Raw genomic sequence first — 25,942 nt, 5'->3', positions numbered from 1 at the left:
GGGGATTCGTCGCTCCAGAGGCCCTTTTCGCTTGGGGGGAAATTTGGCCGACGGGCCGAGTGAAAAGGTGGGTCGGCGCCGCGCTTAATCGCCCGCGCAAGCGGAGGGCAAGCTCGGCGCCGAACTGAAGTTCAGCCGGGATTGGCGCTGGCGATACCGGGGCGCTCGGCGCCCATGCCGGAAAAGCCGACGCAGTAGCCGCCGTCCACCGGCAGCACCACACCCGTCACGTAAGCCGCTTCGTCACTGGCAAGGTAAAGTGCGGCCAGCGCGATATCCTTTGCCAGCCCCCAACGGCCCATCGGAACCCCCGCCAGCACCGGGAAGTCCGCAGGCGGCTCGGCATGGGTGCGGGAGGCTTCGACAAGGCCGGTCCACATCGTGCCCGGGGCAATCGCGTTCACGCGGATGCCCTGGTCCGAATAGTCCAGCGCCGCTACCTTGGTCAGCTGGTTCACACCCGCCTTGGCCGCGCCGTAGACGCCGTGATGCTTCCAGCCGATCACTGCCGAAGCCGAGCTGGTGTTGACGATCGCCCCACCGCCCGTCTTCAGCATGGAGGTGATCCCGTACTTCATGCCCAGGAACGCGCCGCGCAAGTTGGTGGCGTGGACCCGGTCCCAGGTCTCCAGCGACTGCGTGTGCAGCGGCGCCATCGGACCACCGAACCCGGCATTGTTGCACAGCACGTCCAGCCGTCCGAAGCGGTCTTCCGCAGTGGCAATCATCGCCTGCACTTGTGCTTCGTCCGAAACATCGCACTGCACGCCCACGGCGTCGCTGCCCAGCGCGGCGGCCACTTCGTCCTGCTTGCCCGAAATGTCCGCCAGCACGAGCTTCGCGCCTTCCGCGTGGAACAGTTCGGCCATTGCCCTGCCCATGCCCGACGCGGCGCCGGTGATGACACAGACTTTATCCTGAAGCCTTCCGGCCATGTTCTCTCTCCCTCTCAGACTCTGGTTTGGTCAGGCACTCGTGTCGATGGTCGGACGGATCGAAATTTCCGAAATATTGGTGCGGCGCGGCATGGCCAGAATGAAGACCAGAGCCTCGCCGATGTCGCGCGGCTTCACGGCGCCTTCCTTGGTGACATGCGCCTTGATCGCGGTCCGCCACTGCGGGTCGGAAATCGAATCCGCCACTTCGGTCTCGGTCGCGCCCGGCATCAGCGTGGTGACGCGGATGTTCTTGCCGCCCAGTTCCTGGCGCATGCCGTCGGTCATCATGTTGACCGCGTGCTTGCTGGCCGAATAGGCGCTCGTCATCGGGCCGCCCTTGCGCCCCGCGAGCGAGGAGATGGTGATGATATCACCCACGCCCTGCGCCAGCATATGCGGCACCGCGGCGGCGCTGGTGTATACAGTGCCCATCAGGTTGATGTCGATCACGCGGCGATAGATCGCGGTGTCGCAGTTCTCGATACCGCCCGCTTCCATGATCCCGGCCGAGTTGATGAGAATGTCGATCCGGCCGAACGCGTCGACCGTCTTCTCCACCGCGCCGCGTGCATCGTCTTCCACGGTCATGTCGCCGGGGATCGCCAGCGCCTTGCCGCCGGCCGCCTCGATCTGCGCGACCAGGCCCGCGAGGCGCTCCACGCGGCGGGCGCAGACCACCACGGTCGCCCCCGCTTCGGCAAGGCAGAGCGCCGCCGCTTCACCAATTCCCGACGACGCCCCGGTGATGAGCGCGACCTTACCTGCAAGCTGGCCCGACATGCCTTCTCCACTTTTCACGCGGCATCTTTGCTGCCGCTTTCGTATTCATTGGCTGGCCGGGGCCGAAGGCAAAGTCAACGAAAAATGCTGAACATATGTTCAAATCGCTCGCGCGGAATGAGAGAAATGTATCCATCCTTGCCGGGATCAAGGGGCGATTAAAATGGGTTCACGCGGAGGCGCGGAGACGCGGAGAAGAAAAGGGAAGGAAGGGAAGATCGCGCAAAGGCGCGAAGACGCAAAGATGTCGGCGGCGCCGCAGGCATTCCCTGAACGTTTTGCGGTGCGCCATGGGCCCAATTCGAAGGCGGCTTCGCCGCAGGCGCAACCCCTTTGCGCCTTTGCGCCTTTGCGCGATCTTCCCTTTTCTTCTCCGCGTCTCCGCGCCTCCGCGTGAAACAACTTCCTCACGCAATCGCCAACACACTGCGATGGATGAACCGCACAAGATCCGCCTGCCCCCGCGCCCCGGTCTTGGCGTAGATCCGCTTCGAATAGGTCCGCGCCGATTCCACCGTCAGCCCCACTTCCGGCCCGGCCTCGGCGATGGACAGCCCCCGGCTTAGCGCCAGAGCCAGCCGCGCCTCGCTGGCGGTCAGGTCGAACAGTTGCGCCAGTTGTCCGCAGCGATCGGCCGAGGACCAGTGGTCGGCATGAAGGTAGCAAAGGATCGCCGGCGCCGCGCGGGTGGTGCCCATGCGGCGGCCGGAGGGGACAAGCAGCAGGTCCAGCCACGGCTCGCGGCTAAGCACCATCGCGCGCGGGCGGGCCTCGGGATCGCGGGCCAGTTCGCCGATAGCCTCGCGCAATTGCCGCCGCAGCCCCGGATCGGCCGCGCTCAACCTGCCGTCGCGAGAGCGGGTGAGCCCGCCCGGGCCCTGCAACATCTGCGCGCCGAGGCGGTCTGCATCGAGCACCTTGCCCTCACCGTCCAGCGTCACCCAGCCGTAGTTCATCCGCCGCACCGCCTCGCGCTCGATTTCGGCGCCCATGCGCTCGCGCTCCAGCGCCACGAAACTGCCGAGCGCAGCCCGCAGGCACGGCGAGAGGTCTTCCAGCAAACCGTCGACATCCGCCGCGAACTCGCCCACGCGCCGGGTGATCGTGATCCAGCCGCTGACCCCGCCGGGCTCGGTGAAGCGGATCATCCGCATGTGGTTCATGCCCGAAGGCGCCAGCAACTGGTCGAGATAGGCGTCATGGCGCGGATCGCCGAGCGTCAGCAGTTCACCGAGCGCATAAGTGCGCCCCTCCTGCATGGCATGATACGGCATGGGATCGCGCAGATAGAGGCTCTCGCGATAGAGCTGCGAGATCGGCGGCGGCGAAGGCTGGCCGGAATAGAGATGGATCACCCGCGCCTCTGGCGTGCCCATCGGCAGGGGCCGGAACACCAGGCTGGCATAGTCCGCCGCGACGCGCGTGCGCAGGGCATCGAGGAAGCGCCGCCAGGGCGGATCTTCCACCAGTCCCTCCATCAGCGGCACCAATAGCGCCGCGTCTTCGCCTTGCAGCATTTTCGCGATCCCCAAATGGGAATTTTCGTGAGCCAAGGGCTAACCCACAAGCGGGGGCAGAGACAACGAGCGGCGCCGAACCATCACCCCTGCGGTGAAGGGCGGACGCCGCCTGAGAGGATACCGCAATGCCAGAGGTGACCAAAGTGCAGCCCGCAGCCTTCCTGCGAACCACCCTGCCGCTCGGCATCGACATGGCGCAGGAATACGATTCGGGGCGCTATCACTCGATCTGGCTGCCCGACCACATGGTCAGCTTCTGGCCCGATTCGATCTGGACGCCCGAATTCACCGACCTTGCGAAAGCCTCGCCCAGCCCGCACCGCCATCTCGACGGGCTGGCCGTGGCCGCCGCGACGGCCGTGCTGACCAGGAACACCCCGCTGGCGACCACGGTGGTGGATACCGTGCGCCGCCATCCCTCGCTGCTGGCGCAGACCGCGCTGACGATCAGCCACTTGTCGAAGGGCCGCTTCATCCTTGGCCTCGGTTCGGGCGAACTGGAAAACACGGTCCCTTACGGATTCGATTTCGACAAGCCGGTCGGCCGTCTGGAAGAGGCGATCAAAGTCATCAAGCTGCTCTGGCACACGGATGGGCCGGTCGATTTCGAGGGGCAGTTCTTCCACCTCCACCACGCGCGGATGGATACCGAGTTCTACGAAGGCAAAGCCCCGCCGATCTGGCTGGGCGCGGCGGGACCAAGGATGCTCTCGATCACCGGGCGCGAGGCGGATGGCTGGTGGCCGGCGGGATCGTGGACGCCTGAGGACTATGCAGCAAAGCTCAAGGTCATCCTCGACGCGGGCGATGCCGCCGGGCGTGACATGAGCCACTTCACGCCTGCGATCACCCAGATCTGCCTGATCGGCGAGCCCGATGAGATCGACGAAATGCTGCGCGCGCCGATGGTGAAGTCGATCATCCTGATGATGACCGCCAAGGACCTTGCCCAGTTCGGTTACGAGCACCCGATGGGTCCCGACTGGCGCGGCATCATGGACTTCGATCCCGTGCGCCTCAGCCGCGAGAAGATGCTGAAATTCTGTGACGAGATGAACCCGCAGGCGATCCGCGACGTGCTGCCCGTCGGCACGCCGAAGGAAGTCGCGCTCAAGATCAAGGGCTTCGCGGATGCCGGCATGCGCGTCTACAAGCTCATGGAATATGGCGCGATGGGCGGCATGAAGTTCTCCGCCACCAGCGCCGCCAAAGTCCGCGAGACCGAAGACGAAATCGCCCGTCTGGTGGAGGCGTGATCATGGCCGACCTGAACGCACAGCAATTGCTGCAGGAAGCCCAGCAGCGCACCGGCCTTTCCGATTGGGCAGATGACGGCTTCCCCGAACGCTTCGCCCTCGCAGTGGAGCACATCAACGGCATCGCCATGGACGCGGCCGGCCGCGCGGCGGCGGCGGAGAACATTCTCTGGCTGCTGACCGATCGCCTGCGCTTCTTCGAGGATCGCAAGCGCTATCCGCTGGCCGAGGAAGTGATCGACCGTCCGATGTTCGTCAGCGGCGAACCCCGCTCGGGTACCACGCTGATGCACGCCCTCCTCGCCGTCGATCCCGGCGCGCGGGCGCTGCGGTTCTGGGAGGTCATGCACCCCTCGCCCCCGCCGGGCACGGTTCAAGGCACCGATCCCCGCATCGCCGCCGCCGATGCCGAATGGCGCGAGATCAACGCGAAAATGCCGCGCTGGCTGCACTGCCACCCCTACAACGACATGCTCGGCGAAGGCCTGCCCGAAGACGAGCGCACCTGGGCCTTCGACTTCCGGGTGATGACGCCCACCGCGTGGTGGCGCGTGCCGATGCAGAACCTCTCGTTCGGCCTGCCCACCGATCCGCCCGCGCAATACTGCATCCACAAGGCCATGCTGCAAGCGCTGCAATTTGGCCGACCGAACCGGCACTGGGCGCTCAAGGGCTTCCACACGACCCGGCTCGATGCCTTCTTCGATACCTATCCGGATGCCTCGCTGGTCTGGCTGCACCGCGATCCGGTGATGGTCGCGGCCAGTTCGACGATGATGATGGCGGACATCATGGACGGCATCGTCGGCAAGATCGATCTGGTGAAGGAAGCCCGCGCCCATCTGGAGCGCGTGCGCTGGTCGATCGGCAATACGATGGCCCACCCCCTGGCGAACGATCCGCGCATCCATCACGTGCGCTACCGCGACTTCGTGGCCGATCCCATCGCCACCATCCGCGATTACTATGCTTTCGCCGGACGCCCCTTCACCCCCGAAGCGGAAAGCGCGATGCGCGGCTATCTGGCGGACAACAGGGGAGATCGCCACGGCAAGTTCCACTACTCGACGCAAGTGCTGGTCGATGCCGGATACGATATCGACGCGCTGAACGAGGAGTTCGCCCCCTTCCGCGAGCGCTTCGGCGTCGAGATCGAGAAGCGCCACTGATGCACCCTCGTGTCAGCCTGCACCAGGTCGCGATGGTGGACCGGGAAACCGGCCCCTTCCTCGACTTTTGCAGCGAGATCGGGGTGCAGCATGTCACGCTTGTGTCCCCCCGCCTGCTTCATGCGAGCGAGCTTCATGCTGCACGCGAAGCCGTGCAGCATGGCCGGGTGCGCATCGGCTGCATCAACCACCCCTTCGCGCTCCAGCCGGACCTCGAACGCCACGCGGAAAGCGCCACCGGCGACCTGATCCGCGTGATCGACATGGCCGCGGACCTCGGCGCGCCGTCGATCTATCTGATCACCGGCGGACGCGGCGCACTGCTGTGGGAGCAGGCCGCCGAACGCTTCGTCGAACTGCTCGCACCGTGCCGCGACCATGCCGCCGCCCGTAACGTCGCGCTGCTGGTGGAGAACGCCTCACCGCTGACGGTGGACATCCACATCGCACACACCCTGCCCGATGCGCTGCGGCTCGCCCGGCTCGCCGGGATCGGCCTCTGCGTCGACCTCCACGCTTGCTGGGTCGAGGCCCACTTGCGCGAAAAGCTGGCCGAGGCTCTTCCCCTCGCCGGCCTCGTGCAAGTAAGCGACCACGTCCCCGGCGACCGCACCACGCCCTGCCGCGCGGTGCCGGGAGACGGCGCCGTGCCGCTCGAAACAATCCTGCGCGACGTGCTGGACCTTGGCTACACCGGCCTGTTCGATCTCGAACTGGTCGGCCCGCGCATAGAAGCGGAAGGCCCCGCCGAAGCCTGCACCCGCGCGGCGCACGCGCTTTCCAACATTCTCACCCGGCTAGGAGCCTGACACGATGGCATTCGGCGATGGAACCGACGACGCAGCGCTCAAAACGGCTTGGGACGCCTTCTGCGACCACTTGAAGCAGGCGGGCCAATACGCCTTCAAGGACGCCAATCCCACCAACCCGCTCCAGCGCGCGGACGCCTTCCGGTTCCTGACGCAAAACCTCGGCCAGGCCTTCGACCTTGCCCTCGAAACGCGCGATCCGGCTTTCCCGCAGATCCACCCCTTCACCACGCCGACGATGAAGCTGGGCGGCGATCTGGCGGACTTCACGTATCGGCAGGCGTGGATTTCGGGCGATCACGTCTACCGCCTCTCGGGCCGACGCGGCACCGCGCGCTGGCTCAACGTCACGGTGCAAGGCCCGCGCCCGGACAAGATCCCCGGCACCGACTGGCCCAGCCTGCACGAACCCTTCGGTGACATTCCCGATGCCAACCTGTTCGGCCACCAGATCGAAGCCGACGCCGAAGGCCGCTTCGAAGTGACCATCGGCGGCCCGGCTCAGGAAAAGAACTGGCTCCCCACCACGCCGGGCACGCGCAAGCTGTTCATCCGCGAAGCCTTCGACGCTTTCGGTGAAACGCCGACTACGCTCACCATCGAACGAATCGGCATGGCCACGCCCCGCCCGCTGCCCTCGCCCGCGCAGATGACCGAAGCGATGGACTGGGCCGGTCAGTTCGTCACCGGTCTGATGCATGACTGGCCCGAGCACGCCTGGCTCACCTCGCGCGGGGTCTGCGATCCGGCCAGCCTCAACGCCTTCCCGGCGGACAAGGCCGCCAACGACACCAGCGACGCCAAGCGCGGACGCATGGCCGCCCACATGGTCTGGCGCCTCCAGCCTGGCGAAGCGCTGATCGTCGAAATGGACTGGCACGAAGGTTTCTGGCTGTTCGGCATGGGCGGCGCCATGATGGGCTCGATGGATTTCCTCCATCGCCCGATCAGCTACACCCCGGCGCGCACGAAAGTGGATGGCGACGGCATCGTGCGCCTGATTCTCGCGCACGAGGACCCGGGCCTCCACAACTGGCTCGACACGCAGGGCTTCAGCGACGGCAACCTCACCTACCGCAACCTGATGAGCCAGCAGCCCGCCACGTTCCGCACCCGCCTCGTCAAAGCGGCGGACCTGTCGCAGCATCTCCCGCCGGACACCACGCGAACCACCGCCGAACAGCGCGCCGAAATGCTCCGCGAACGCTACCGCGCCATCAAACTGCGCTACGGAATCTAGTTTCGCACGAGGGCGCCGCGCCGTCTCGCGGCGTCCCGACGGGCAACGAGAAACAGGCCACGGCCCGGGGATTTACGGCCTGCGCAAATCAGATCGCGATATGGACAAGAAAGCCCCTTGCACGAGTCCCCACTCCCCGGTAAAGGCGCCCCCTGTCCTGCGGCCCGGCTTACCGGTCCGCATCAGACATGCCGCTTTAGCTCAGTTGGTAGAGCACATCATTCGTAATGATGGGGTCACGTGTTCGAGTCACGTAAGCGGCACCACCTTCTTAAAGGTGCTTTCACAAGGACATCGACGGCTTCCCACGAGAGGCTCTCCAGTTTGGGCTAATTCGGATGCGCGACCCGCGGCAAACCCGTGAGGCAGTGTCAGAGCAGCGCAAGCTGTTGAGTTTTATCGGCGCGCTCCAGCACTTCGATGGGGATTCCCAACGCTTCGGGTACCTGCTGATAGGCCGATCCCAGGGGTGCCCCGGACGGAGGCTCGCTCTATCGCATCAACGGTTTACACGCCTTCCGCTTCGACGGAACAATTCCTCCAAGACTACCTATCCTGGCCGTGACGGTTTAGCGCAAGCGTAGCTCGGGCTTTTAGGCGATTTCAGCAACAGCGCTGGTGGCGTCGCGCCGGGCATAACGACCAATGAAGTCGCCCTTGGTCTCGTCTATGGCGCCGACGCGCGAAAGGTCCAGCCGCCAGTCAGGTCTTGGCTCCCGTCGAAACAGCCTGCCGTTGACGCGGCAGTAGATAGCCTTTGAAGCGGCGACGACCGTCCACTTGCATTGACTATCATTGACGTACATCTGCGCAAAGTTACTACGATTGATGGGCACTCAAGGGGGAAATATGCGTAAATTTATCTTGCCGATCATGGCTGCAACGCTTGCGCTCAGCGCCTGCAATAACGCGAAGAGCACCCTTATTCCGACCGATCCGGAAAAGTGGGGGGAAATCAGCGAACAGGTGAAGAGGCTTAACGATGCCGATCGCGAGGCCGTGACCAAATACATGATGCGAATGACATTGGGCGCAGCCTTCTCGGGTGGGAAGGCCGGAATTCCTCCCGGCACAACGATCGGTGATGCGATTGAACAGCAGCACAAGTGGCAGCAGAAGCAGCAGCAGGAAGAGGCTGAGGCTGCGGCCCTCAAGGCCAAGGTCGAGGCTCAGAAGGCCGCCGATGCGGCAAAAATCAAGCAAGCTGCAACCGTCGCCATCACAGACGTCAGCATTCTTCCTCAAAACGTGATGGCAGGTCGTTACAGTGATCGCCTGAATATGGAAATCGCTGTCCAGAACAAAACAGCCAAGCAAATAAGTGGCATCAAGGGCACTGTGAATTTTGACGACCAGTTCGGTTCACGAATCTCCAGCTTGAACGTGTCGCTCGACGAGGACGTCAAACCCAACGAGTCACGAAATATCACTGGGTATGGCCGCGATCTTAACCAGTTCGAGGATTCGGATAAGAAACTGACCTCGATCCCGTTTACCAAGATGAAGGTGACTTTTGTCCCGGGGATGATCGTGTTTGCCGATGGCTCGAAAATCGGGAAGGTTGCTGACGACGAGAGCTAACCTTCGATCGCCCCGCAGAAAAAAGCCGGGTCCGGCACGGGTCACTTTTCCGGAATCGTTCCTACCAAAGTGTCTTCCATAGGAAACGCCCCCGACCGGGCCATGGCGCGACTTGGGATGGGCATGGGGTAAACCCGAAAATGCCCTCCCAATTACCCAGAATTCCGCACAAACCCTCACATTCCGGCCGCCTTATCCTTGCTTTCGTGATGATGGGGTCACGTGTTCGAGACCCGTATGCGCACCACTCTCCCACTCGATCAGACAGCAATAGCCGCCCTCAGCGCTCACGCAGTGCTTCGCGGGCCTTGTTGATCGGCTTCATCAGGTATTCGAGCACGGTCTTGCGGCCAGTGCGGATCTCCACCGTGGCGACCATGCCCGGCATGATGCCGTGTTCGCGGCCGTCGCGGGTTCTCAGGCTCGATCGCGCGGTGCGTACGTAGACGCGGTAGTAGACCTGATCGCGGTGCACTTCGTCCTGCAAGGTGTCGGGCGAGATGCGGTCCACCGTCCCCGCCAGCGTTCCATAGATCGAGGGGTCGTAGGCCGTGATCTTCACGGTCGCGCTCTGGCCGGGGCGGATGAAGGCAATGTCGCGCGGGGACATGCGGGCTTCTATCAGAAGCTGCTTTTCCAGCGGTACGATCTCCATCAGCGAGCCGCCGGGCTGGACGACGCCGCCGATCGTGGTGATCTCCAGGTTCTTGACGATGCCGCGCACGGGCGAGGTGAGCACCGTGCGGTCAAGCTGATCCCGCCGCCCGCCGATCACCTGCACAACCTGATCCAGTTCGGCGCGGGTCTTGGCGTAATCGGCGCTGGCGTCGATCACATACTGGTTGCGCAGCGAATCGAGCTTAGCCTGAATCTCGTTCTCCTGACGGCGAAGCTGGATGATCTCCACCTGATTGGCGGCGCCGAGATCGACCAATGGCTCGGTCATCGCCAGTTGCCGCCGGGTAAGCGCCAGCGACTGGCCGAGGCTGGCCGTGGCCACTTGCAGGTTGCGGCGACGCGAATGCATCAGTTCCATTTCGCGCGCGACAAGGCCCGGTGTGTCCTTTACCTCTTGCGGGAATTGCGGTTCGCCGCCGCCGATCTCGGCCTCCAATCGGGCGGATGCGGCTTCCAGCGAGCGGGCCTTGGCCTGCGCCTCTCCCAGCATCGAACTGAACCGCGCCCGGTCTAGCGTCGCCAGTTTCTCCCCGGGGCGCACGATATCGCCTTCGTGGACGAATATGCCGTCGACGATGCCGCCTTCAAGGCTCTGGATCACTTGCGAGCGCGAGGGCGGCGTCACTTTGCCGGGGCCGACCGCGACTTCGTCCAGCACCCCGAAATAGGCCCAGACGAGGAAGGCCAGCACGCCCGCCGACAGCACCGGGATGATGCGCAGCCGTTCGATCGCCCGCAGCCACGTGCTTTCGCCTTCGCTGCCGAGTCCTCCCAAGGGACCGCCCAGCGAGCCTCCCGTTGCCACACCGGTCATGCCCGCTTCTCCTGATCTGCGGACCGCCCGGCAAGCACCGGCAGGACCATCGCCTTGGGCCCGTCCAGCGTGACGCGGCCATTGTCCATCAGCACAACCCGGTCGACCAGATCGAGCAGGCCCGGCCGGTTGGTGGTGACGATCAGAGTGCGGCCGCGCAGCCATTGGCCGAGGTTGGCGACAAGGTTGCGCTCGCTGATCTCGTCCAGCGCGGCGGATGGTTCGTCGAGCAGCAGCACGTTACTCCTGCGCAGCAGGACGCGGGTGAGCAGCAGGGTCTGGCGCTGGCCGCCCGAAAGCCCCGCGCCGCCTTCCTGCAAGAGCAGGTCGAGCCCCTGCGGCTGGTTCTGCACGAGGCCGATGCCGCCCGTTACCGCCAGCGTCCGCAGGATCTCCTCATCGGTGACGCCGGGTGCGCCGATCACCAGGTTTTCGCGGATCGTGCCGAGAAACAGCTGCGCATTCTGCCCGAGATAGGCGGTGTCGCGGCGGATATCGGCCGGGCTGATCTGCGCCATGCCGGTACCGTCGAGCAGAGCCTCGCCGCTAGTCGGCAAGGCGAGCCCCGCCAGCAGCCGCAGCAGCGTGGACTTGCCCGCGCCGATCCGGCCGAGCAGCGCCACGCGCTCGCCGGCGGCAATCGACAGCCGCTCGATCTTCAGCGCGACCGGCGCTTCCGGATCATAGGCATACGTGAGGTCCTTCAGCTCGTAGTGCCCGCGCAGCGAAGGGCGGCGCAGCAGCCCGCGTTCGGGGTCATGGTCCACCGGCCTTGCGAAAAGTTCCTCCAGACCGGCAAGCGCGATCTTGGCGTGCTGCCAGCGGGCGAAAACCTGCCCGAACGGCACGAACAGCACCAGCGCGCGGCTGGTGAGGATCGAGCAGGCAATCAGCGCGCCCATCGTCATCCGGCCGTCCATCACCCGGAACGAGCCGGCAACGATCACCACCGTATAGGCCAGTTGCTGCAAGGTCTGGGTCCAGTTGACGAACAGCGCGGAAAGGAAGCGTTGCTCCGCCCCGACGCGCGTGCCGGTGAGCGTCAGCCGCTCCCACAGCGACTGGAACCGGGGCTCGGCCTGCGCGGACTTGATCTCGTCGATGCGTTCGATCGATTCGACGAGGATGGCGTTGCGCAGCGCCGCCTCGCGCATGCCTTCGCGTGCCAGCCGCGCCAGTGGGCGTTGCAGCAGCAGGCCGGGCAGCACGATCAGCAGCGCGGCGCCGACCAGCACGAATGTCAGCGGCCCCGCCAGCAAGGCGAAGAGGATCAGGAACATCACAATGAACGGCAGGTCGATCAGCGCCGATATCGTGGTGGAGGTCAGCATCTCACGCAGTTGCTCGATGTCGCGCAGCTGCGCGATCAGGGCGCCGGTCGAGCGCGGCCGCGCGTCGTTCCGGATGTCCAGCGCGCGGGCGAACACGCGCGAGGAGATCGCAAGGTCCGCGCGCCGGCCGATGCGGTCGACCAATTGCACCCGCGCACTGCGCAGCGTGAGTTCCAGCAGCAACGCCATCGCCGTGCCCAGCGCCAGCACCCAGAGCGTCGGGATCGACTGCGCGGGAATCACCCGGTCCCACACCTGCATGGCGAAGAGCGAGGTGGCGAACGTCAGCAGGTTGCCCGAGAACGACGCCATCATGACTTCGCCATAGCCGCGCCGGTCGGCCATGATGATATCGCGCAGCCAGGAGCCGGCGGGGCGCCGCAGGAACTCGTCAAGGCGGGCGTCGCGCGAGCGGGCGGACAGCGGCTCCACGAAGCCGACGCGGCCGGTCGCCTGTGCGCGCAAGCTGTCGAGCGTAAGTTCGACTGGGGCATTGCCGCCGGAGGACGGCAATGTGGCCTGCACATGGTCGGCATGGCGGCTGTGGACGATGGCCGCGCCATTGTCTTGCAGTTCGAATATCGCGGGCAGCAGCATCGGCGGAACATCGTCGATCCCGGTCCGCAGAATCTCGAAATGGAGGCCGGAAAGCCGCGCGGCGTGGGCCAGCGTTGCCTCGCTGCCCTGCCCGTCGCTCCAGTAGAGGCGGCTGACCAGTTCGGGCTCGCCCACCGGCACGCCTTTCAATCGGCCGAGCGCCGCGATGGCGGCAATCCAGGACTTGTTCGCAATCGCGGGGCCGTCAGCCATGCATGTCCTCTTCGTCGCTCAGGCGGGCGGGCAGACCGAGCGAGGGCCGCAAGGTGCCGCACAAGTTCTCGAACCGGACGCGCGCTTCCATGATGTCGTGTTCGGCGGCGATCCGTGCGCTGGAGGCGCGGTAGACTTCGAGCTGGGTGTTCAGCAGCTCGGTCAGGGTGCGCTTGCCCAGCTTGTATTCCTCCAGGAAGATCCGGGTGGCCGTGACGGCCTGCTCCTCCTGCCGGGAATAGGCGCCGATCCGGGCGCTGCCCGCGCGGATTTCCTGCTGGGCGGACAGCGCGCGGCCGCGTGCCTCGATCACGGTGCTGTCGCGCGCGGCCTCGGCGGCGCGGCGGTCTTCCTCGGCCGCCTCGATCAGGTAGTGGTCGCTGCGGCGATAGAGATTGCCCGTCACCGTCATCACCGCGGTCAGGGCATTGTCGCGCGTGTTGTAGGTATAGTTGTTGCGCGTGTAGCCCAGTTGCACGCCCAGCCGGGGATAGCGCTCTGCCTTGGTCTCGCCGATCTTGGCGGCGGCGGCATCGGCAGCCTCCCCGGCAGCGGCGACGGCGGGCAGCTTGTCATAGTCCGGCTCCTCGTCGGCCGGTTCGAAGCGCGAGATCAGCGGGCCGGCGTCGGCCAGATCCTGCGGCATGCCGCCGATCAGGTTGGCCAGCGCGGCGCGCGCCATCGCTGCCGACGTCTCCGCCTGAATGGCATCGCCCCGGGCGCTTTCCACGCGCACGTCGGCCAGCATGAGGTCGGACTTGTCGGAAATCCCGGCATGGACGCGCATTCCGATCAGCTCGCGGAGGTGCCCGAGGTCTTCGAGCTGGGTCCGCGCGGCACCCGCCAGCATCTCGAACCGCCGCACTTCGAGGAAGGCCAGGGCGCTCTGTTCGGCAAGCTGGTCGGCGGTGGCCTCGCGCTCGTACCAGCGCTGGCCGGTGGTGGAGCGGGCGGCACCGATTTCACCTTTCGAGCGGCCAAAATCCCAGACTTGCTGCTGAAGATAGACGGTGGGCCCGGACATGTTCTCGTTGACGCCCGAACTGTTGGTATCGGACAGCATGTGCGGCCCCAGATTGGCCTGATAGGACAATTGCGGCGTCCATACCGAGCGCGCCGCGCCCAGATCCGCCTGCCCGCGCGCAAGAGCGGCATTGGCGCGCGCGATTTCCGGATGCCGCCCGAGCGTCAGGGCGACCGCCGTCGGCAGATCGAGCTGGCGGGGGATTTTCGGGTCCGCTTCATCCGGCGGCGGCGGATCGTTTTGCGGCGCCTCCACTGGGCTCAATTCGCCCTGCGCGCCCTGCTCCGGGGCCGCGCCCGCCCGCTCCGCCACGATCACCAGACCCAGAAAAGCACTCACTACGGCAATCGTGCGGAACGTCAGGATCATGCGTCCTCTTCATCCTTGGCAAACCCCCTCCCCTATCGCTCGCTAGACCGCCACCAGCACCGCGTGCTCGACGAAGATGTCGGTCGTCCCCAGCGTGTAATGGTTGAAAGCCTCGCCATTGATCTGGGTCTGGCCGGTCAGCACCGCCCCGGTCATCGTGACCGAATCGTTGCCGTCGCCCAGGATCGTCAGCGTGTGGTTGCTGTCGGTCGCGCGCAGCACGCCCGCCTCGGTCAGCGTGACCTGCCGCCCGGCATCGCCGGTGCCCAGATCGATCCGCTCGATATTGCGGATGTTGGTGGCGGTGTTCAGGTTCAGCACCGGGCCGGTGCCAGAATTGATGAGCAGCGTGTCGGTGCCCGCCCCGCCGTCGATCAGGGTGTCGGCCGGGTCATAGACCAGCGTATCGTCGCCATTGCCGCCGTTCAGCGTGTCCGCCCCGGCCCCGCCGCGCAGGAGGTCGTTGCCGTCGCCGCCGTTCAGTACGTCGTTCCCGGCATAGCCGTAGAGCCGGTCGTTGCCCGTGGTGCCGGTCAGCACATTGGCAGTGGCATCGCCCTCGAAGATATTGGCGGGCCCGGCGGAATTGATCAGGCTGAGATCGAGCAACGAGCCTACGGCAGTAGTGCTGGAAAGGCTGGTCGTATCGGTTGCGGTGATCGTCGTCGCGCTCAGCACGTCGAGGCTCAGCAGGCTGAGGTTCTGCTGGAAATGAACGGTGGCGAGCAGTTCGTTCACCGCCAGATTATCCATCGCCCCGCCGCTGGTGGAGGTGATCGTCAGCGTCGACGACGGCGCGATCAGGCCGAGGATGCCCGCCGAGTTGCTGATGTCGATATGCAGCCCCAGCTCCGCCGCCAACGCCGACGATGCCGTGAGCGTATAGGCGCCAAGGCTCAGTGACAGCACCGGGGCATAGCGCACCTGCACGTTCTTCAGGTTGTCGTTCACATCCACCGCCGTCAGCGACTGGCCGCTGAGGTCGATGAGGTTCAGCGCCTCCACCCCGATCAGGCCGAGCAGCGACGAACTGGTCGCCTGCACGACCGGCGCCTGCGCAGTCACCGCCGCGATGGTGAAGGTCTGCGAGGTGCCGTTGCCGATATTGCCCGCCGCATCGACGATGCGCGCGGCGATGGTGTGCGATCCGATGGGGAGCGTGCCCGGCCCATAGAACCAGCTCGTCCCCGCCGACACCGCGTTGACCCATGTGCCGCTGTCGAGCTGGACCTGAACTTGCTCGCCCACGCCCAGCGCGGCGCTGAGCGTGCCGCTGATTGTCGGGCTGTTGTCCTGCGTGCTCCAGTCGCCGACGGTGCCGGTATCGACCGAGAGCGTGGTCACCGCGATGGTCGCGGTAGGAGGCACGCGGTCGAGTATCATTGCATAGGCATTGGAAGCCGCGCTGGCATTGCCTGCGGTATCGACCGCCACTGCCGTGAAGCTGTGCGTGCCGTCGGCAAGCGTGGACGGCGCGGTGAACGACCAGGCGCCCGATCCGTTCGCCGTAGTGCTGCCCAGCGCCGTGGCCCCGTCATAGATCACGACGGTCGTATTGGCAGTGGCGGTGCCGTTCAGTTGCGGCGACGGGTCGTTGCTGATGCCGCCATTGGCGATGGCGCCGATGATCGGCGCCACATCATCGACAAGCCCGGTAATCGCGGGCGCAGTCGGCGCGGCGGTGTCGACCGTCACCGTGAAGCTGCTCGAACCGATCCCCTGATTGCCCGCCGCGTCGGTGGCCCTTGCCGTGAAAGCGTAAGTGCCGTCCGACAAGGCCGATGACGGACTGAAGCTCCAGTTGCCACCGACATCGGCCTGCGCCGTGCCCAGCGCTGTGCCGTTGCCATAGACCGTGACGGTCGCCCCCGCCTCCGCCGTGCCGCGCAGCAGCGGTATCGTGTCGTTGGTCACGCCGCCCGGCGCCACCGGGCCCTGCACGGTGCCGACATCGTCGGTCACGCTGGTAATCGTCGGCGCCGAGGGGGGCGTAGTGTCGACCCGCACCACGAAGGGAGACGACGCCGGGCCCTGATTGCCCGTGGCATCGGTAGCCCGCGCGGTCAGGCTGTGATCGCCTTGCAGCAGGGCAACGGGAGGCGTGAAGCTCCACACGCCGAGCCCGTTGGCCGTGGTCGTCCCGATCTGCGCGCCATTGTCGTAGATCGTGATCGCCGCCCCGATCTCCGCCGTGCCGGAAAGCGCGGGCAGTGTGTCGTCCGTCGTCGCGCCATTGGCCAGCGCGCCGGTCAGAGGCCCGGCATCGTCGATGACGCTGACGACCACCGGCGCGGCCGGTGCCGTGGTATCGACCGTGATCGCGTAAGCCGATGATGCGGCGCTGACGTTGCCCGCTGCATCGTGCGCGATGGCGGTCAGGGCATGGATCCCGTCGGCAAGCTGGCTGGGCGGCGTGAATGTCCATGCCCCGCCGCCGTTCGCCGATGCCGTGCCCAGCAATGCACCGTTGTCATAGATGTAGACAATCGCATTCGCTTCCGCGCTGCCAGTCAGCAGCGGCGCGGCATCGTCGGTGCTGCCGCCGTTGGCCACGCCGCCCTGAATCGAGCCGACATCGTCGGCAGCGGAGAGGATGGTCGGCGTGGCGGGGGCGCCGGTATCGATGGTCAGGTTGAAGGCGGCGGTCGGCGTGCCTTCGTTGCCGACGCTGTCGGTGGCCGTCACGGTCAGCGCATGAGGGCCGGTGATGAGGCTGGTGGAAGGCGTGAAGCTCCAGACGCCAAGGCCGTTCGCGGTGGTCGAGCCCAGCAGGGCTCCGCCGTCGTAGACCGATATCGTCACCCCGGCCTCGGCAATGCCGGACAGCGTGGGGTGCGTATCGTCAGTGACGGCGCCGCTGGCGAGCACGCCCTGCACCGTGCCGACATCGTCGGTGACCGAGAGCAACAGCGGCGTCGCGGGAGGCGTGGTGTCGACCGTCAGGCTCCAACCGGGGGAGGCGACGCCGGTATTCCCGGCGGCATCGGTGGCAACGGCGGTGAACGTGTGAAGCCCGCCTCCCAGCGGCGTGGGCGGCGTGAACGACCATGCGCCCAGCCCGTTCGACGTGGTCGAGCCGAGCAAAGTGGCGCCTTCGTAGATAGCGACCGTGACATTGGCCGCCGCCGTGCCGGTAAGCGTGGGCGTGGTGTCGTTGGTCACGCCGCCACTGGCAATGGGCCCCTGGATCGTGCCGAAATCGTCGCTCGCCCCGACAATCACCGGGGCACCCGGCGCGGTGAGATCCACCGTGACGGTATAGGCGGCGGACGGCAGGCTTACATTGCCCAGCGTATCGGTGGCGGTAATCGTGAAGCTGTGGCCCCCTTCGATCAGCACGGTCGGCGGCGTGAAGTTCCACGCACCCAGCCCGTCCGCCGTGGCCGTGCCCAGCAGAGTGATGCCGTCGTAGACGGAGACCGTGGCGCCCGGCTCGGTCGTTCCCGAAAGCGTGGGCGTGGTGTCGTCGGTCACGCCGCCGCTGAGGACCAGCCCCTGAATCGCCCCGACATTGTCGCCAAGGCCGGCAATCGCGGGGGTGGCGGGGGGCGCCCGATCCACGACCGTCACCCCCGGCAGCGAGACGTTTCCGACCAGGTCTACCGCCGTCGCCACGACCAGCGTTCCATCCGCCAGCGGAACGCCCGGGGTGTACGTCCAGACGCCCGATCCATTGGCGTGAACCGTCGCATCGGTGATGCCATCGCCCGTGAAGTCGAGATTCACCGTGGCGCCCGCTTCGGCGGTGCCCGTAAGGCTCGAACCGTTGCTGGCGTTCACGATCGGCGGCGGCGGGGCCTGCGTATCGATAGTGAAGCTGACCGGCGTGCTGTTGAGGCTCTGCAACCCGTTCGCGGTCGCCGTCGCGGTGATGCTGTGTGGGCCGTCCAGCAGGCCGACCGCAAATGTCCAATGGCCGGAAGAGTCGGCAGTCGTCGTGCCGAGCACGTTGCCGTTGTCGTAAACGGTGACCTGCACATTGAAATCGGCGGTACCGGAAATCAGCGGCAGCGCATCGTCCGTAACGCCGCCGTTGGCGACTGGCCCCGTCGTGGTCCCCACGTCGTCGGTGATCGTCGGGATCGAGGGAACGGCGGGCGGCGTGGTGGGGATCAGGCTGTCGACAATCGCGAAGGCCGGGCCGGTCGTATTGCCCGCCGCGTCCACGGCGGTGGCGATCACCAGCGTTCCGTCGATCAGCGCGGGCGAGAAGGAGACGCTCCACTGCCCAAAGCCATCGACCGTGGCCGTCGCATCCGCCGTGCCGTCACCATTGGTGTCGATCTGGATGGTCGTGCCCGCTTCTCCGGTGCCGGAGACCGTGGTGCCATCGGTCAGGTTCAGGGAGAGCGAAGTCGGCGGCAGTGTATCCACCGTGATCGCAAAGGCGGCGGAGGGCGCGCTGACGTTCCCGGCTGGGTCGGTCGCCGTCACGGTCAGGCTATAGCTGCCGTCGATCAGGAAGGGGGCAAGGGTCCAGTGCCCGCCCCCGTCGGCAACGGTCGTCACGGGCTGCGCCACGCCGTCGATGTGGAGCGTTACTGTCGCCCCCGCCTCGGCCGTGCCGGAGATCACCGGCTGGATATCGTTGGTAGCGCCGCCGTTGGCGATCGCGCCGATCTGGGGCAGCACATCGTCCTGCGCGCCGGTTATGACGGGCGTGGCAGGTGCGCTGGTATCGACATCGAAGCCAAAGGCCGCCGAGAAGCCGCCGGTATTGCCCGCCTGATCTGTGGCCGTCAGCGTGATGCTGTGCGGCCCGGTTCCCAGCGGCGCGGCCGGGGTGAAGTTCCAGATGCCCGCCGCATCCGCGACCGCCGAGCCCAGCAGTACGCCGTTGTCGTAGACCGAGACCGTGGCGTGGCCCTCGGTCAGGCCGCTCAGCACCGGCGCGGTATCGTCGGTCACGCCGCCAAGCGTGACCGCGCCTGTCACAAGGCCCTGATCGTCCACCACCGACAGCAGCGTCGGCGGGACGGGAGCGGTCGTGTCGATCGTCACGCTGGTAGGGGCGGAAAGGTTTCCGGCCGCATCGCTCGCGGTGACGGCAACGGCGGTGCCGGAGCCCGGATTGCTGCCGAAAGTATAAGTCCAGACGCCCGAGCCATTGGCCTGCACTTGCGCGTCGACAGATCCGTTGGCGCCGATATCGATGCCGATGGTGGCATTGGCTTCGGCCGTGCCGGACAGCGTCAGGCCGTTGGACGGGGAGACCGCCGGGGCCGCAGGCGCGGTTGCGTCTATCGTGAAAGTGAAGGGGGCGGACACCGCGCTGCTGTTGCCCGCGGCATTGGCGGCGCTGACAGTGATGCTCTGCGCGCCTTCGGCCAGCGTGGGCGTATAGCTCCACGCCCCGCCGCTGTCGGCCGTGGCGGTGCCGAGCAGCGTTCCGTTGTTGAAGATCGAAACGAGCGCACCCGCCTGCGCCATGCCGGTGATGGCGGGCGTGATATCGTTGGTCAGCCCGCCGTCGGTCACCGCTCCGGTGAACGCCGTGACATTGTCGATCACCGAGCTGATCTGCGGTGTCGTGGGCGTGCTGGTGTCCAGCGTGACGCCGTAGCTGTTCGATACCGGCCCGGAATTGCCCGCGCCATTGGTGGCGATGGCCGTGAAGACATGGCTGCTGCCGGTGAGCGCGCTGGACGGCGTGAAGCTCCAGTTGCCGGCGCCATCGGCCACCGTGCTGCCCAGGACGGAGCCGTTGTCGGAAATCGTGACCGTGGCGCCAATCGGCGCGGTGCCGCCGATGGCGGGCAGAGTGTCGTCGGTCGTGCCGCCCGCCGCAACGGTGCCGTGAACCGCGCCCACATCGTCGGTTACCGACGTGATGACCGGCGCGGCGGGCGTGCCGGTGTCCACCGTAACCGTATAAGCCGCCGAGGCCGGTCCCACATTGCCGCTGGGATCGATCGCAAGGGCCGTGAAGGCATGCGGTCCGTCCGGAAGCGCCGCGCCGATCGGGATCGTCCAGACCCCGGTGCTGGCGGCGGTCACCTGCCCGACCACCCCGCCGTTGTCGTAGACGATGACCGAGGCGCCGGGTTCGGCGGTGCCGGAGATGACCGGCTGGGTATCGTCGGTCACGCCGCCGTTGGCCACTTGCCCGGTCTGCGCGCCGAAATCGTCCGCCACGCCCAAGATCACCGGGGCCACCGGCGCGGTCCGGTCGATCGTGAGGCTGGTTGCGGCGGAGGTGTTGCCCGCCGGGTCGCGCGCTGCGACCAGCACCGTGGCCCCGTCGGCCAGCGGGATGCCGGGAACGTAGAGCCACGTGCCGAGGCCATCGGCCACGACCGAAGCATCCGGGGCGCCGTTGCCGTCAAGATCGATCAGGACCGTCGCCCCGGCCTCGGCCGAGCCGGTCAGGATCACGCCATTGCTGGGCGCGATCGTGGGCGCCGCGGGCGCGGTCACGTCGATGGTGAGCGCGAAGGCCGCCGAAGCGGTGCCGACATTGCCCGCGACATCGGTCGCGATAGCGGTGAAACTGTGCGCGCCCGAGGCCAGCGCGGTGGTGGGCGTGAAACTCCACTCGCCCAGGCCATCCGCCGCGACCCGGCCGATCTCGGTACCGTTATCGAGAATCGCGACCGTCGCGCCGGCCTCGGTGATGCCGGAAAGCGTGGGCAGGATGTCGTCCGTCACCGACACCCCGCCGAACAGCGGGCCCTGGTAGACCCCGGCATCGTCCAGCGCCTCCAGAATGATGGGCGGGAGCGGGCCCGCCGTGTCCACGTCGATCACGAAGTCCGACGAAAGCGCGCTTTGCGTGCCGGCGGCATTGGTGGCGAAGGCCGTGAGAGTGTGCGGGCCGCCCCCAAGCGCCGTCGTTGGCGCATAAGTCCAGTTGCCCAGCGCATCGGCGGTCACAGTGGCGACCACGAACCCGTCCTGCACAATCGTGACTTCCACGCCCGCCTGCGCGGTACCGGCGAATAGCGGCAGCGTATCGTCGGTGACCCCGCCACTGGCGACCAGCCCCTGAATCGCACCATGATCGTCGGCCGCGCTGACAATCGAGGGAACGGCCGGGACGCTGATATCGACAGTAATCGTCCAGCCGCTCGAATCCGCGCTGACATTGCCCGCCGCGTCGGTCGCGGTGGCCACGAAGTTGTGGCTGCCGGGCGTCAGTGCCGCGCCCGGCAGGAACACCCAGTCGCCCGATCCATTGGCCGAGGTCGTGCCGAGCAGCGCGCCGTTGTCATAGAGCGTGACCAGCGCGCCGGCTTCGGCAGTGCCCTCGAGCAGCGGGACGGTATCGTCGGTAACTCCGCCTTGTCCCACCGGGCCCTGGATCAGACCGGCATCGTCGCTCACGGCGGTAATCGCGGGCGCGACGGGTGCGATCGTGTCGATCACCAACTGGAATACCGGCGACGTGACACTGACATTCCCGGCAGCATCGATCGAGACCGCCGTGACGGAATGAGTCCCCGAATTCAGCGGCACCGACGGGGTAAACGTCCAGACCCCGCCCCCATCGGTGACGGTCGTGCCCAGCAGCGTGGTGCCGTCATAGACCTGAACGGTGGAACCGACCTCGGCAATGCCGGTCAGCTGCGGCTGGGTATCATCCGTGGCAGTGCCGCCGAGCACGATGCCCTGCGAAGGGCCGACATCGTCCTCACCAAAGACGATGAGCGGCGGGAACGGTGCAAGGGCGTCAACGACCGCCGAAGTCTGGGCCGAAACATTGCCCGCCGCGTCGGTGGCCGTGACAAGCACCGTGCTGCCGTCCGCCAGCGGCAGACCCGGCGTATAGCTCCACGCGCCCGACACATCGGCCTGAACATGGACGTCGACCGAGCCGTTGCCGTCCAGATCGAGATTGACCGTTGCCCCCGCCTCGGCCGTGCCCATGAGGACGGTACCGTTCGTGGGTTCGACAACGGGTGCGGCCGGGGCGAGCGTGTCCAGTGTCACGTCGAACGCGACCGAGGGCAGGCTCTCGTTGCCAATGCTGTCGGTGGTCGTGGCGGTCAGGCTGTGCGGACCTTCGGTCAGCGTGACCGCGACGTTCCAGTTGCCCAGGCCATCGGCATGCGTGGTCGCCGCCAGGACATTGTCGACATAGACCGAGACCAGTACGCCGGCCTCGGCCGTGCCGCTCAGCACCGGCCCGGGGTCGTCGGTCACCGCCCCGCTGGCGAGCGGCCCCTGCACCGTGCCGACATCGTCCGCGGCGGCAAGGATCACCGGCACCGGCGGCGGCGTGCTGTCGATCGTGTTGTCGACGGCTTCGGTCGCCGCGGCGGACGTATTCCCCGATGCGTCGGTGGCCGTCACGCTGACTTCGGTGCCATGGGCGAGCGTGGGTGAGAACGTCACGCTCCAGCGCCCGCTGTCGTTCGCGATGGCCGTGGCGTCCGGCGTTCCATCGCCATTGATGTCCACCGAGACTACCGCCCCCGCTTCGGCCGTGCCGGACAGCGTGGCGCCGTCGCTCGGATCCAGCAGCGGCGCGGCAGGCGCGGTGAGATCGATGGTGACTGCATAGCCGGTGGAGGGGCCGCGCGTATCGCCGTCCAGGCTCGATGTCGCGGCGAAACTGTGCGGCCCCTCGGCCAACGGCGGGGAAGCCAGCGTCCATGCCCCCGCACCATCGGCCGTGACAGTGCCGAGCAGCACGCCGTTGTCAAAGACGCGCACGGTCGATCCCGCTTCGGCGGTGCCGGTGATGAGCGGCGCCGCGTCGTTGCTGCTGCCGCCGCTGGGGATCGTGCCCGTCAGCGCCGCAACATCGTCGATCACCGCCGTGATGACCGGAGCGATAACCAGCCCGGAATGGACCACCACGGTCGATGCCGCAGACGTGTTTCCGGCAGCGTCGGTGGCCGTCACGCTGATCGTGGTACCGTCGGGAATCGCCGTGGGCGGCACATAGGCCCAGTTGCCCCCGTCCCCGACCCGCGTCGTGGCATCGACAGTGCCGTCACCGTTCACGTCGATGCTGATAAGCGCCCCGCGCTCGCCCGTGCCGCTGAGGCCGTCTCCGCTTGTCGGCGCAACGCCGGGAGCGGCCGGGGCCGTGGTGTCGACGGTGATATCGAACGGTCCGGCGGCGGCGCTCTCGTGGCCTGCGGGATCGGTTGCCGTGAACGTCACGGCATGCGCGCCCTCGCCAAGCGGCGCGCCGGGCGTGAATGTCCAGTGCCCGCTGCCGTCGACCGTGGTGGTGCCGATCGGCGTGCCGTCCGCATAGACCGTGATGATCGTTCCCGGCGCGGCGTCGGTCCCGGTGAAGCGGAGCGTGGGGTCGTCGGTCGTCCCGCCGCTGGCAATATCGCCCTGGATCGAGCCGACATCGTCGTTCGCCGGGCCGACAGCCGGCGCGGCGGGCGCCACGTCGACCGTGACCGTACCATCGGCCGAGCGGTTGCCCGCAGCGTCGATGGCGACGGCGCTCACCAATGTACCATCGGCCAGCGGCGTGCCGAGGGTGACGCTCCAATGCCCGTCCCCATCGGCCACGGTCGTCACGTCCGCCGTGCCATCGCCATTGGTATCGACGGCCACGGTCGAACCCGCCTCGGCCGTCCCGGAAACGGTCTGGCCATCGGTGGGCGCAAGCAGAGGCGCGGCGGGGGCGGTGGTATCGACCGTCACCACGTAAGGCGCGGACGCGGCACTGACATTGCCGACCGCATCGGTCGCGGTGACGGTAAAGCTGTGCGCACCGTCCGCCAGAGCCGTGGCAGGCGTGAAGCTCCATTGACCGTCGGCGGCCGCTACGGTGGTGCCCAGAAGCGTGCCGTTGTCGTAGACCGAAACCGTGGCCCCGCCTTCGGTGGTGCCGCTCAGCGTCGGCTGGCTGTCGTCCGTTGCGCCTCCGCTCGCGAGAGTGCCCTGCACCGGCCCGACATCGTCGGTGACGACGCCAACCGAGGGCGTGGCAGGGGCCGCGCCGTCCGTCGTTTCCGAAGCGGGGGCGCTGGCGTTCCCGGCCGCGTCGATGGCGACGGCGCTTATTGGCGTACCGTCGGCCAGCGGCGTGGCGGGGGTGACGCTCCAGTGACCGTCGCTGCCGGCAACCGTGGTGATATCCGCCGTGCCGTCGCCATTGGTATCGATCGCCACGGTCGCGCCGGCTTCGGCGGTTCCGGAAATGGTCTGCCCATTGCTCGGCGCGAGGACCGGCGCGGCGGGCGCCAGGGTATCGACCGTCACCACATAGGGCGCGGAGGCCGCACTGACATTGCCGAGCGCATCGGCGGCGGTGACGGTGAAACTGTGCCCGCCGTCGGCGAGAGCGCCGGTGGGCGTGAAGCTCCACGTCCCGTTGGCGGCCGCGGTGACCGTGCCGAGAAGCGTGCCGTTGTCGTAGATCGAGACCGTGGCCCCGCCTTCGGTCGTGCCGCTCAGCGTCGGGCGGGTATCGTCCGTTGCCCCGCCATTGGCGACGGTGCCCTGCACCGCACCGGTATCGTCGACGACCGCGCCGACCGAGGGCGTGGCAGGCGGCGCGCGGTCGATCGTGACCGTGGTGGGCGTGCTGACATTCCCGGCGGCGTCGGTGGCCGTGACTTTGACCGTGGTACCGTCGGTTAGCGGCGTGCCCGGCGTATATGTCCAATGCCCGCTGGCATCGGTGGTGACGGTACCCTCGACAGTGCCGTCTCCGTTCACATCGACCCTCACGGTCGAGCCGGGTTCGGCGGTGCCGTGGAGCGTGCTGCCGTTGCTGGGATCGACCACCGGCGCGTTCGGCGCCGTGGTATCGGCGGGGGGCGTCGTGCCGCTGCTCTTCTTGCCGCCACCGCCGCCACTGGCGGCCACCGCGATGCCGCCCGCCAGACCGGCCACGCCCAGCCCGATCAGCAGGGGATTGCCGATCCCTCCCCCGGCCGCGGCGGCGCTCGCCGCAGCGGGAGCGGCATCGAGCGGCGACAGACTGTATTCCAGCGCCTCGGTGGTCGTGTCCGCCGGAGCGAAACAGGCCGCCTCGCTCAGATGGACGAGCCATTGCCCGGCACTGGCGGGATCCGCGAAGGAGAGTTGCCCGATGTCCTCTGCCGGGCAGGCGAAATAACCATCCAGGCGAATGCTCGAACCGTCTTCGAAGCTGATGATGAGATCGTTGCCCTCGCGGCCCATCGATGCGACCGTCTTGGGCGAGGCGAAGACCTTGACGCTGGCGCCGGGCTGGACGGCCACGGTGGTCCTGCCGGAATGCGCGACCGCGCTGCTGACAGCCTTGGTGGCACGATTGGTGACATCGACGCGCGTATCCATCGCATGGTCTCCCACTGGTTTGCCATCGCCGGGCAGGCAGTCGTCATCGGCCTCCGCTCAGGAGGTCGGCTCGTTCAGGGCAATTCGTTCCAGTCAGTGACGCACGCCCCGTCCGACGCGATCGGTCAGGCGGATGCGGGCAGCACATGCGGCACGAGAATTCACGGTACGAAACGCAGCGGCTGAGGCGCGCTGGCGCCCCAAAGTCAGGCAGGCCCGGCCGATCACGATAATATCACGCTGATCGCGATGACATCACGCGGGGCAGCCGGTTCACTTCCCCCGGATGAGATAATTCGCCTTATTATTCGAAGAGATAGATTCGCGGGCGGGCAACGAACAGCGCTTTTGGCTCCAGTTTGGAGGCAAGCCTGCGAATGTCGCA

Annotated in this window: 13 protein-coding genes and 1 tRNA gene; 6 read left to right on the top strand and 8 right to left on the bottom strand. The window is 66.9% G+C overall.

Features of this window, described 5'->3' with window-relative positions; translation table 11 throughout:
- Positions 1-131 precede the first annotated feature (131 nt).
- From EDF56_RS17985 to EDF56_RS17975, 3 genes are all read right to left on the bottom strand, one after another.
- The gene (locus EDF56_RS17985; RefSeq protein WP_132389974.1) at positions 132-935 is read right to left on the bottom strand and encodes an SDR family oxidoreductase; all 804 of its coding nucleotides are present in this window, start codon (positions 933-935) and stop codon (positions 132-134) included.
- A 30-nt stretch (positions 936-965) separates the two neighbouring features.
- Positions 966-1,718 carry an SDR family NAD(P)-dependent oxidoreductase gene (locus EDF56_RS17980; protein WP_132389972.1) on the bottom strand — a complete coding sequence of 251 codons (753 nt, stop codon included), beginning with the start codon at positions 1,716-1,718 and terminating at the stop codon, positions 966-968.
- 407 nt (positions 1,719-2,125) lie between these two features.
- Positions 2,126-3,235, bottom strand: coding sequence for a helix-turn-helix transcriptional regulator (locus EDF56_RS17975; RefSeq protein ID WP_132389970.1), 1,110 nt, complete (start codon positions 3,233-3,235; stop codon positions 2,126-2,128).
- Positions 3,236-3,363: 128 nt separating this feature from the next.
- Here EDF56_RS17975 and EDF56_RS17970 point away from each other — a divergent pair, with 128 nt between their 5' ends.
- The 5 genes from EDF56_RS17970 (at position 3,364) to EDF56_RS17950 (ending at position 7,978) form a co-directional block, all read left to right on the top strand.
- Positions 3,364-4,494 carry an LLM class flavin-dependent oxidoreductase gene (locus EDF56_RS17970; RefSeq protein ID WP_132389968.1) on the top strand — a complete coding sequence of 377 codons (1,131 nt, stop codon included), beginning with the start codon at positions 3,364-3,366 and terminating at the stop codon, positions 4,492-4,494.
- A gap of 2 nt (positions 4,495-4,496) precedes the next feature.
- Positions 4,497-5,663 carry a sulfotransferase gene (locus tag EDF56_RS17965; protein WP_207904735.1) on the top strand — a complete coding sequence of 389 codons (1,167 nt, stop codon included), beginning with the start codon at positions 4,497-4,499 and terminating at the stop codon, positions 5,661-5,663.
- Positions 5,663-6,472: a sugar phosphate isomerase/epimerase gene (locus tag EDF56_RS17960; RefSeq protein ID WP_132389966.1), complete on the top strand. Its 810-nt coding sequence runs from the start codon at positions 5,663-5,665 to the stop codon at positions 6,470-6,472. Before EDF56_RS17965 ends, EDF56_RS17960 begins: the two co-directional genes overlap by 1 nt.
- A gap of 4 nt (positions 6,473-6,476) precedes the next feature.
- Positions 6,477-7,712 (top strand): hypothetical protein, encoded by a 1,236-nt coding sequence (locus EDF56_RS17955; RefSeq protein WP_132389964.1) that lies wholly within the window; start codon positions 6,477-6,479, stop codon positions 7,710-7,712.
- 190 nt (positions 7,713-7,902) lie between these two features.
- Positions 7,903-7,978, top strand: a tRNA-Thr gene (locus EDF56_RS17950).
- A gap of 327 nt (positions 7,979-8,305) precedes the next feature.
- Here the strand turns inward: EDF56_RS17950 and EDF56_RS17945 are convergent.
- Entirely contained in the window at positions 8,306-8,548 is a 243-nt protein-coding gene (locus tag EDF56_RS17945; protein WP_165912240.1) for a hypothetical protein, read from the bottom strand.
- Positions 8,549-8,561: 13 nt separating this feature from the next.
- Here EDF56_RS17945 and EDF56_RS17940 point away from each other — a divergent pair, with 13 nt between their 5' ends.
- The gene (locus EDF56_RS17940; protein WP_132389960.1) at positions 8,562-9,293 is read left to right on the top strand and encodes a hypothetical protein; all 732 of its coding nucleotides are present in this window, start codon (positions 8,562-8,564) and stop codon (positions 9,291-9,293) included.
- Between the two features lie 280 nt (positions 9,294-9,573).
- Here the strand turns inward: EDF56_RS17940 and EDF56_RS17935 are convergent, their stop codons facing one another.
- The 4 genes from EDF56_RS17935 to EDF56_RS17920 are packed head-to-tail and all read right to left on the bottom strand — an operon-like array spanning position 9,574 to position 25,557.
- Entirely contained in the window at positions 9,574-10,785 is a 1,212-nt protein-coding gene (locus tag EDF56_RS17935; protein ID WP_132389958.1) for an HlyD family type I secretion periplasmic adaptor subunit, read from the bottom strand.
- Positions 10,782-12,926 (bottom strand): type I secretion system permease/ATPase, encoded by a 2,145-nt coding sequence (locus EDF56_RS17930; RefSeq protein WP_132389956.1) that lies wholly within the window; start codon positions 12,924-12,926, stop codon positions 10,782-10,784. The genes EDF56_RS17935 and EDF56_RS17930 overlap by 4 nt, the downstream gene beginning before the upstream one ends.
- Entirely contained in the window at positions 12,919-14,319 is a 1,401-nt protein-coding gene (locus tag EDF56_RS17925) for a TolC family protein (protein ID WP_132389954.1), read from the bottom strand. The genes EDF56_RS17930 and EDF56_RS17925 overlap by 8 nt, the downstream gene beginning before the upstream one ends.
- Positions 14,320-14,361: 42 nt before the next feature.
- Entirely contained in the window at positions 14,362-25,557 is an 11,196-nt protein-coding gene (locus tag EDF56_RS17920; protein WP_132389952.1) for an Ig-like domain-containing protein, read from the bottom strand.
- Between the last annotated feature and the right edge of the window lie 385 nt (positions 25,558-25,942).

It is taken from the genome of Novosphingobium sp. PhB165 (assembly GCF_004341845.1).
GTDB lineage: Bacteria > Pseudomonadota > Alphaproteobacteria > Sphingomonadales > Sphingomonadaceae > Novosphingobium.
The sequence above is the reverse complement of the archived record's forward strand: the minus strand, read 5'-3'. Positions and strand labels throughout refer to the sequence as shown.

Excerpts from the sequence above, each read along its gene's own strand:
- EDF56_RS17970 (WP_132389968.1), top strand. The coding sequence starts at position 3,364 with ATGCCAGAGGTGACCAAAGTGCAGCCCGCAGCCTTCCTGCGAACCACC.
- EDF56_RS17985 (WP_132389974.1), bottom strand. The coding sequence starts at position 935 with ATGGCCGGAAGGCTTCAGGATAAAGTCTGTGTCATCACCGGCGCCGCG.
- EDF56_RS17920 (WP_132389952.1), bottom strand. The coding sequence starts at position 25,557 with ATGGATACGCGCGTCGATGTCACCAATCGTGCCACCAAGGCTGTCAGC.
- EDF56_RS17940 (WP_132389960.1), top strand. The coding sequence starts at position 8,562 with ATGCGTAAATTTATCTTGCCGATCATGGCTGCAACGCTTGCGCTCAGC.
- EDF56_RS17925 (WP_132389954.1), bottom strand. The coding sequence starts at position 14,319 with ATGATCCTGACGTTCCGCACGATTGCCGTAGTGAGTGCTTTTCTGGGT.
- EDF56_RS17960 (WP_132389966.1), top strand. The coding sequence starts at position 5,663 with ATGCACCCTCGTGTCAGCCTGCACCAGGTCGCGATGGTGGACCGGGAA.
- EDF56_RS17980 (WP_132389972.1), bottom strand. The coding sequence starts at position 1,718 with ATGTCGGGCCAGCTTGCAGGTAAGGTCGCGCTCATCACCGGGGCGTCG.
- EDF56_RS17965 (WP_207904735.1), top strand. The coding sequence starts at position 4,497 with ATGGCCGACCTGAACGCACAGCAATTGCTGCAGGAAGCCCAGCAGCGC.
- EDF56_RS17975 (WP_132389970.1), bottom strand. The coding sequence starts at position 3,235 with ATGCTGCAAGGCGAAGACGCGGCGCTATTGGTGCCGCTGATGGAGGGA.
- EDF56_RS17930 (WP_132389956.1), bottom strand. The coding sequence starts at position 12,926 with ATGGCTGACGGCCCCGCGATTGCGAACAAGTCCTGGATTGCCGCCATC.
- EDF56_RS17935 (WP_132389958.1), bottom strand. The coding sequence starts at position 10,785 with ATGACCGGTGTGGCAACGGGAGGCTCGCTGGGCGGTCCCTTGGGAGGA.
- EDF56_RS17955 (WP_132389964.1), top strand. The coding sequence starts at position 6,477 with ATGGCATTCGGCGATGGAACCGACGACGCAGCGCTCAAAACGGCTTGG.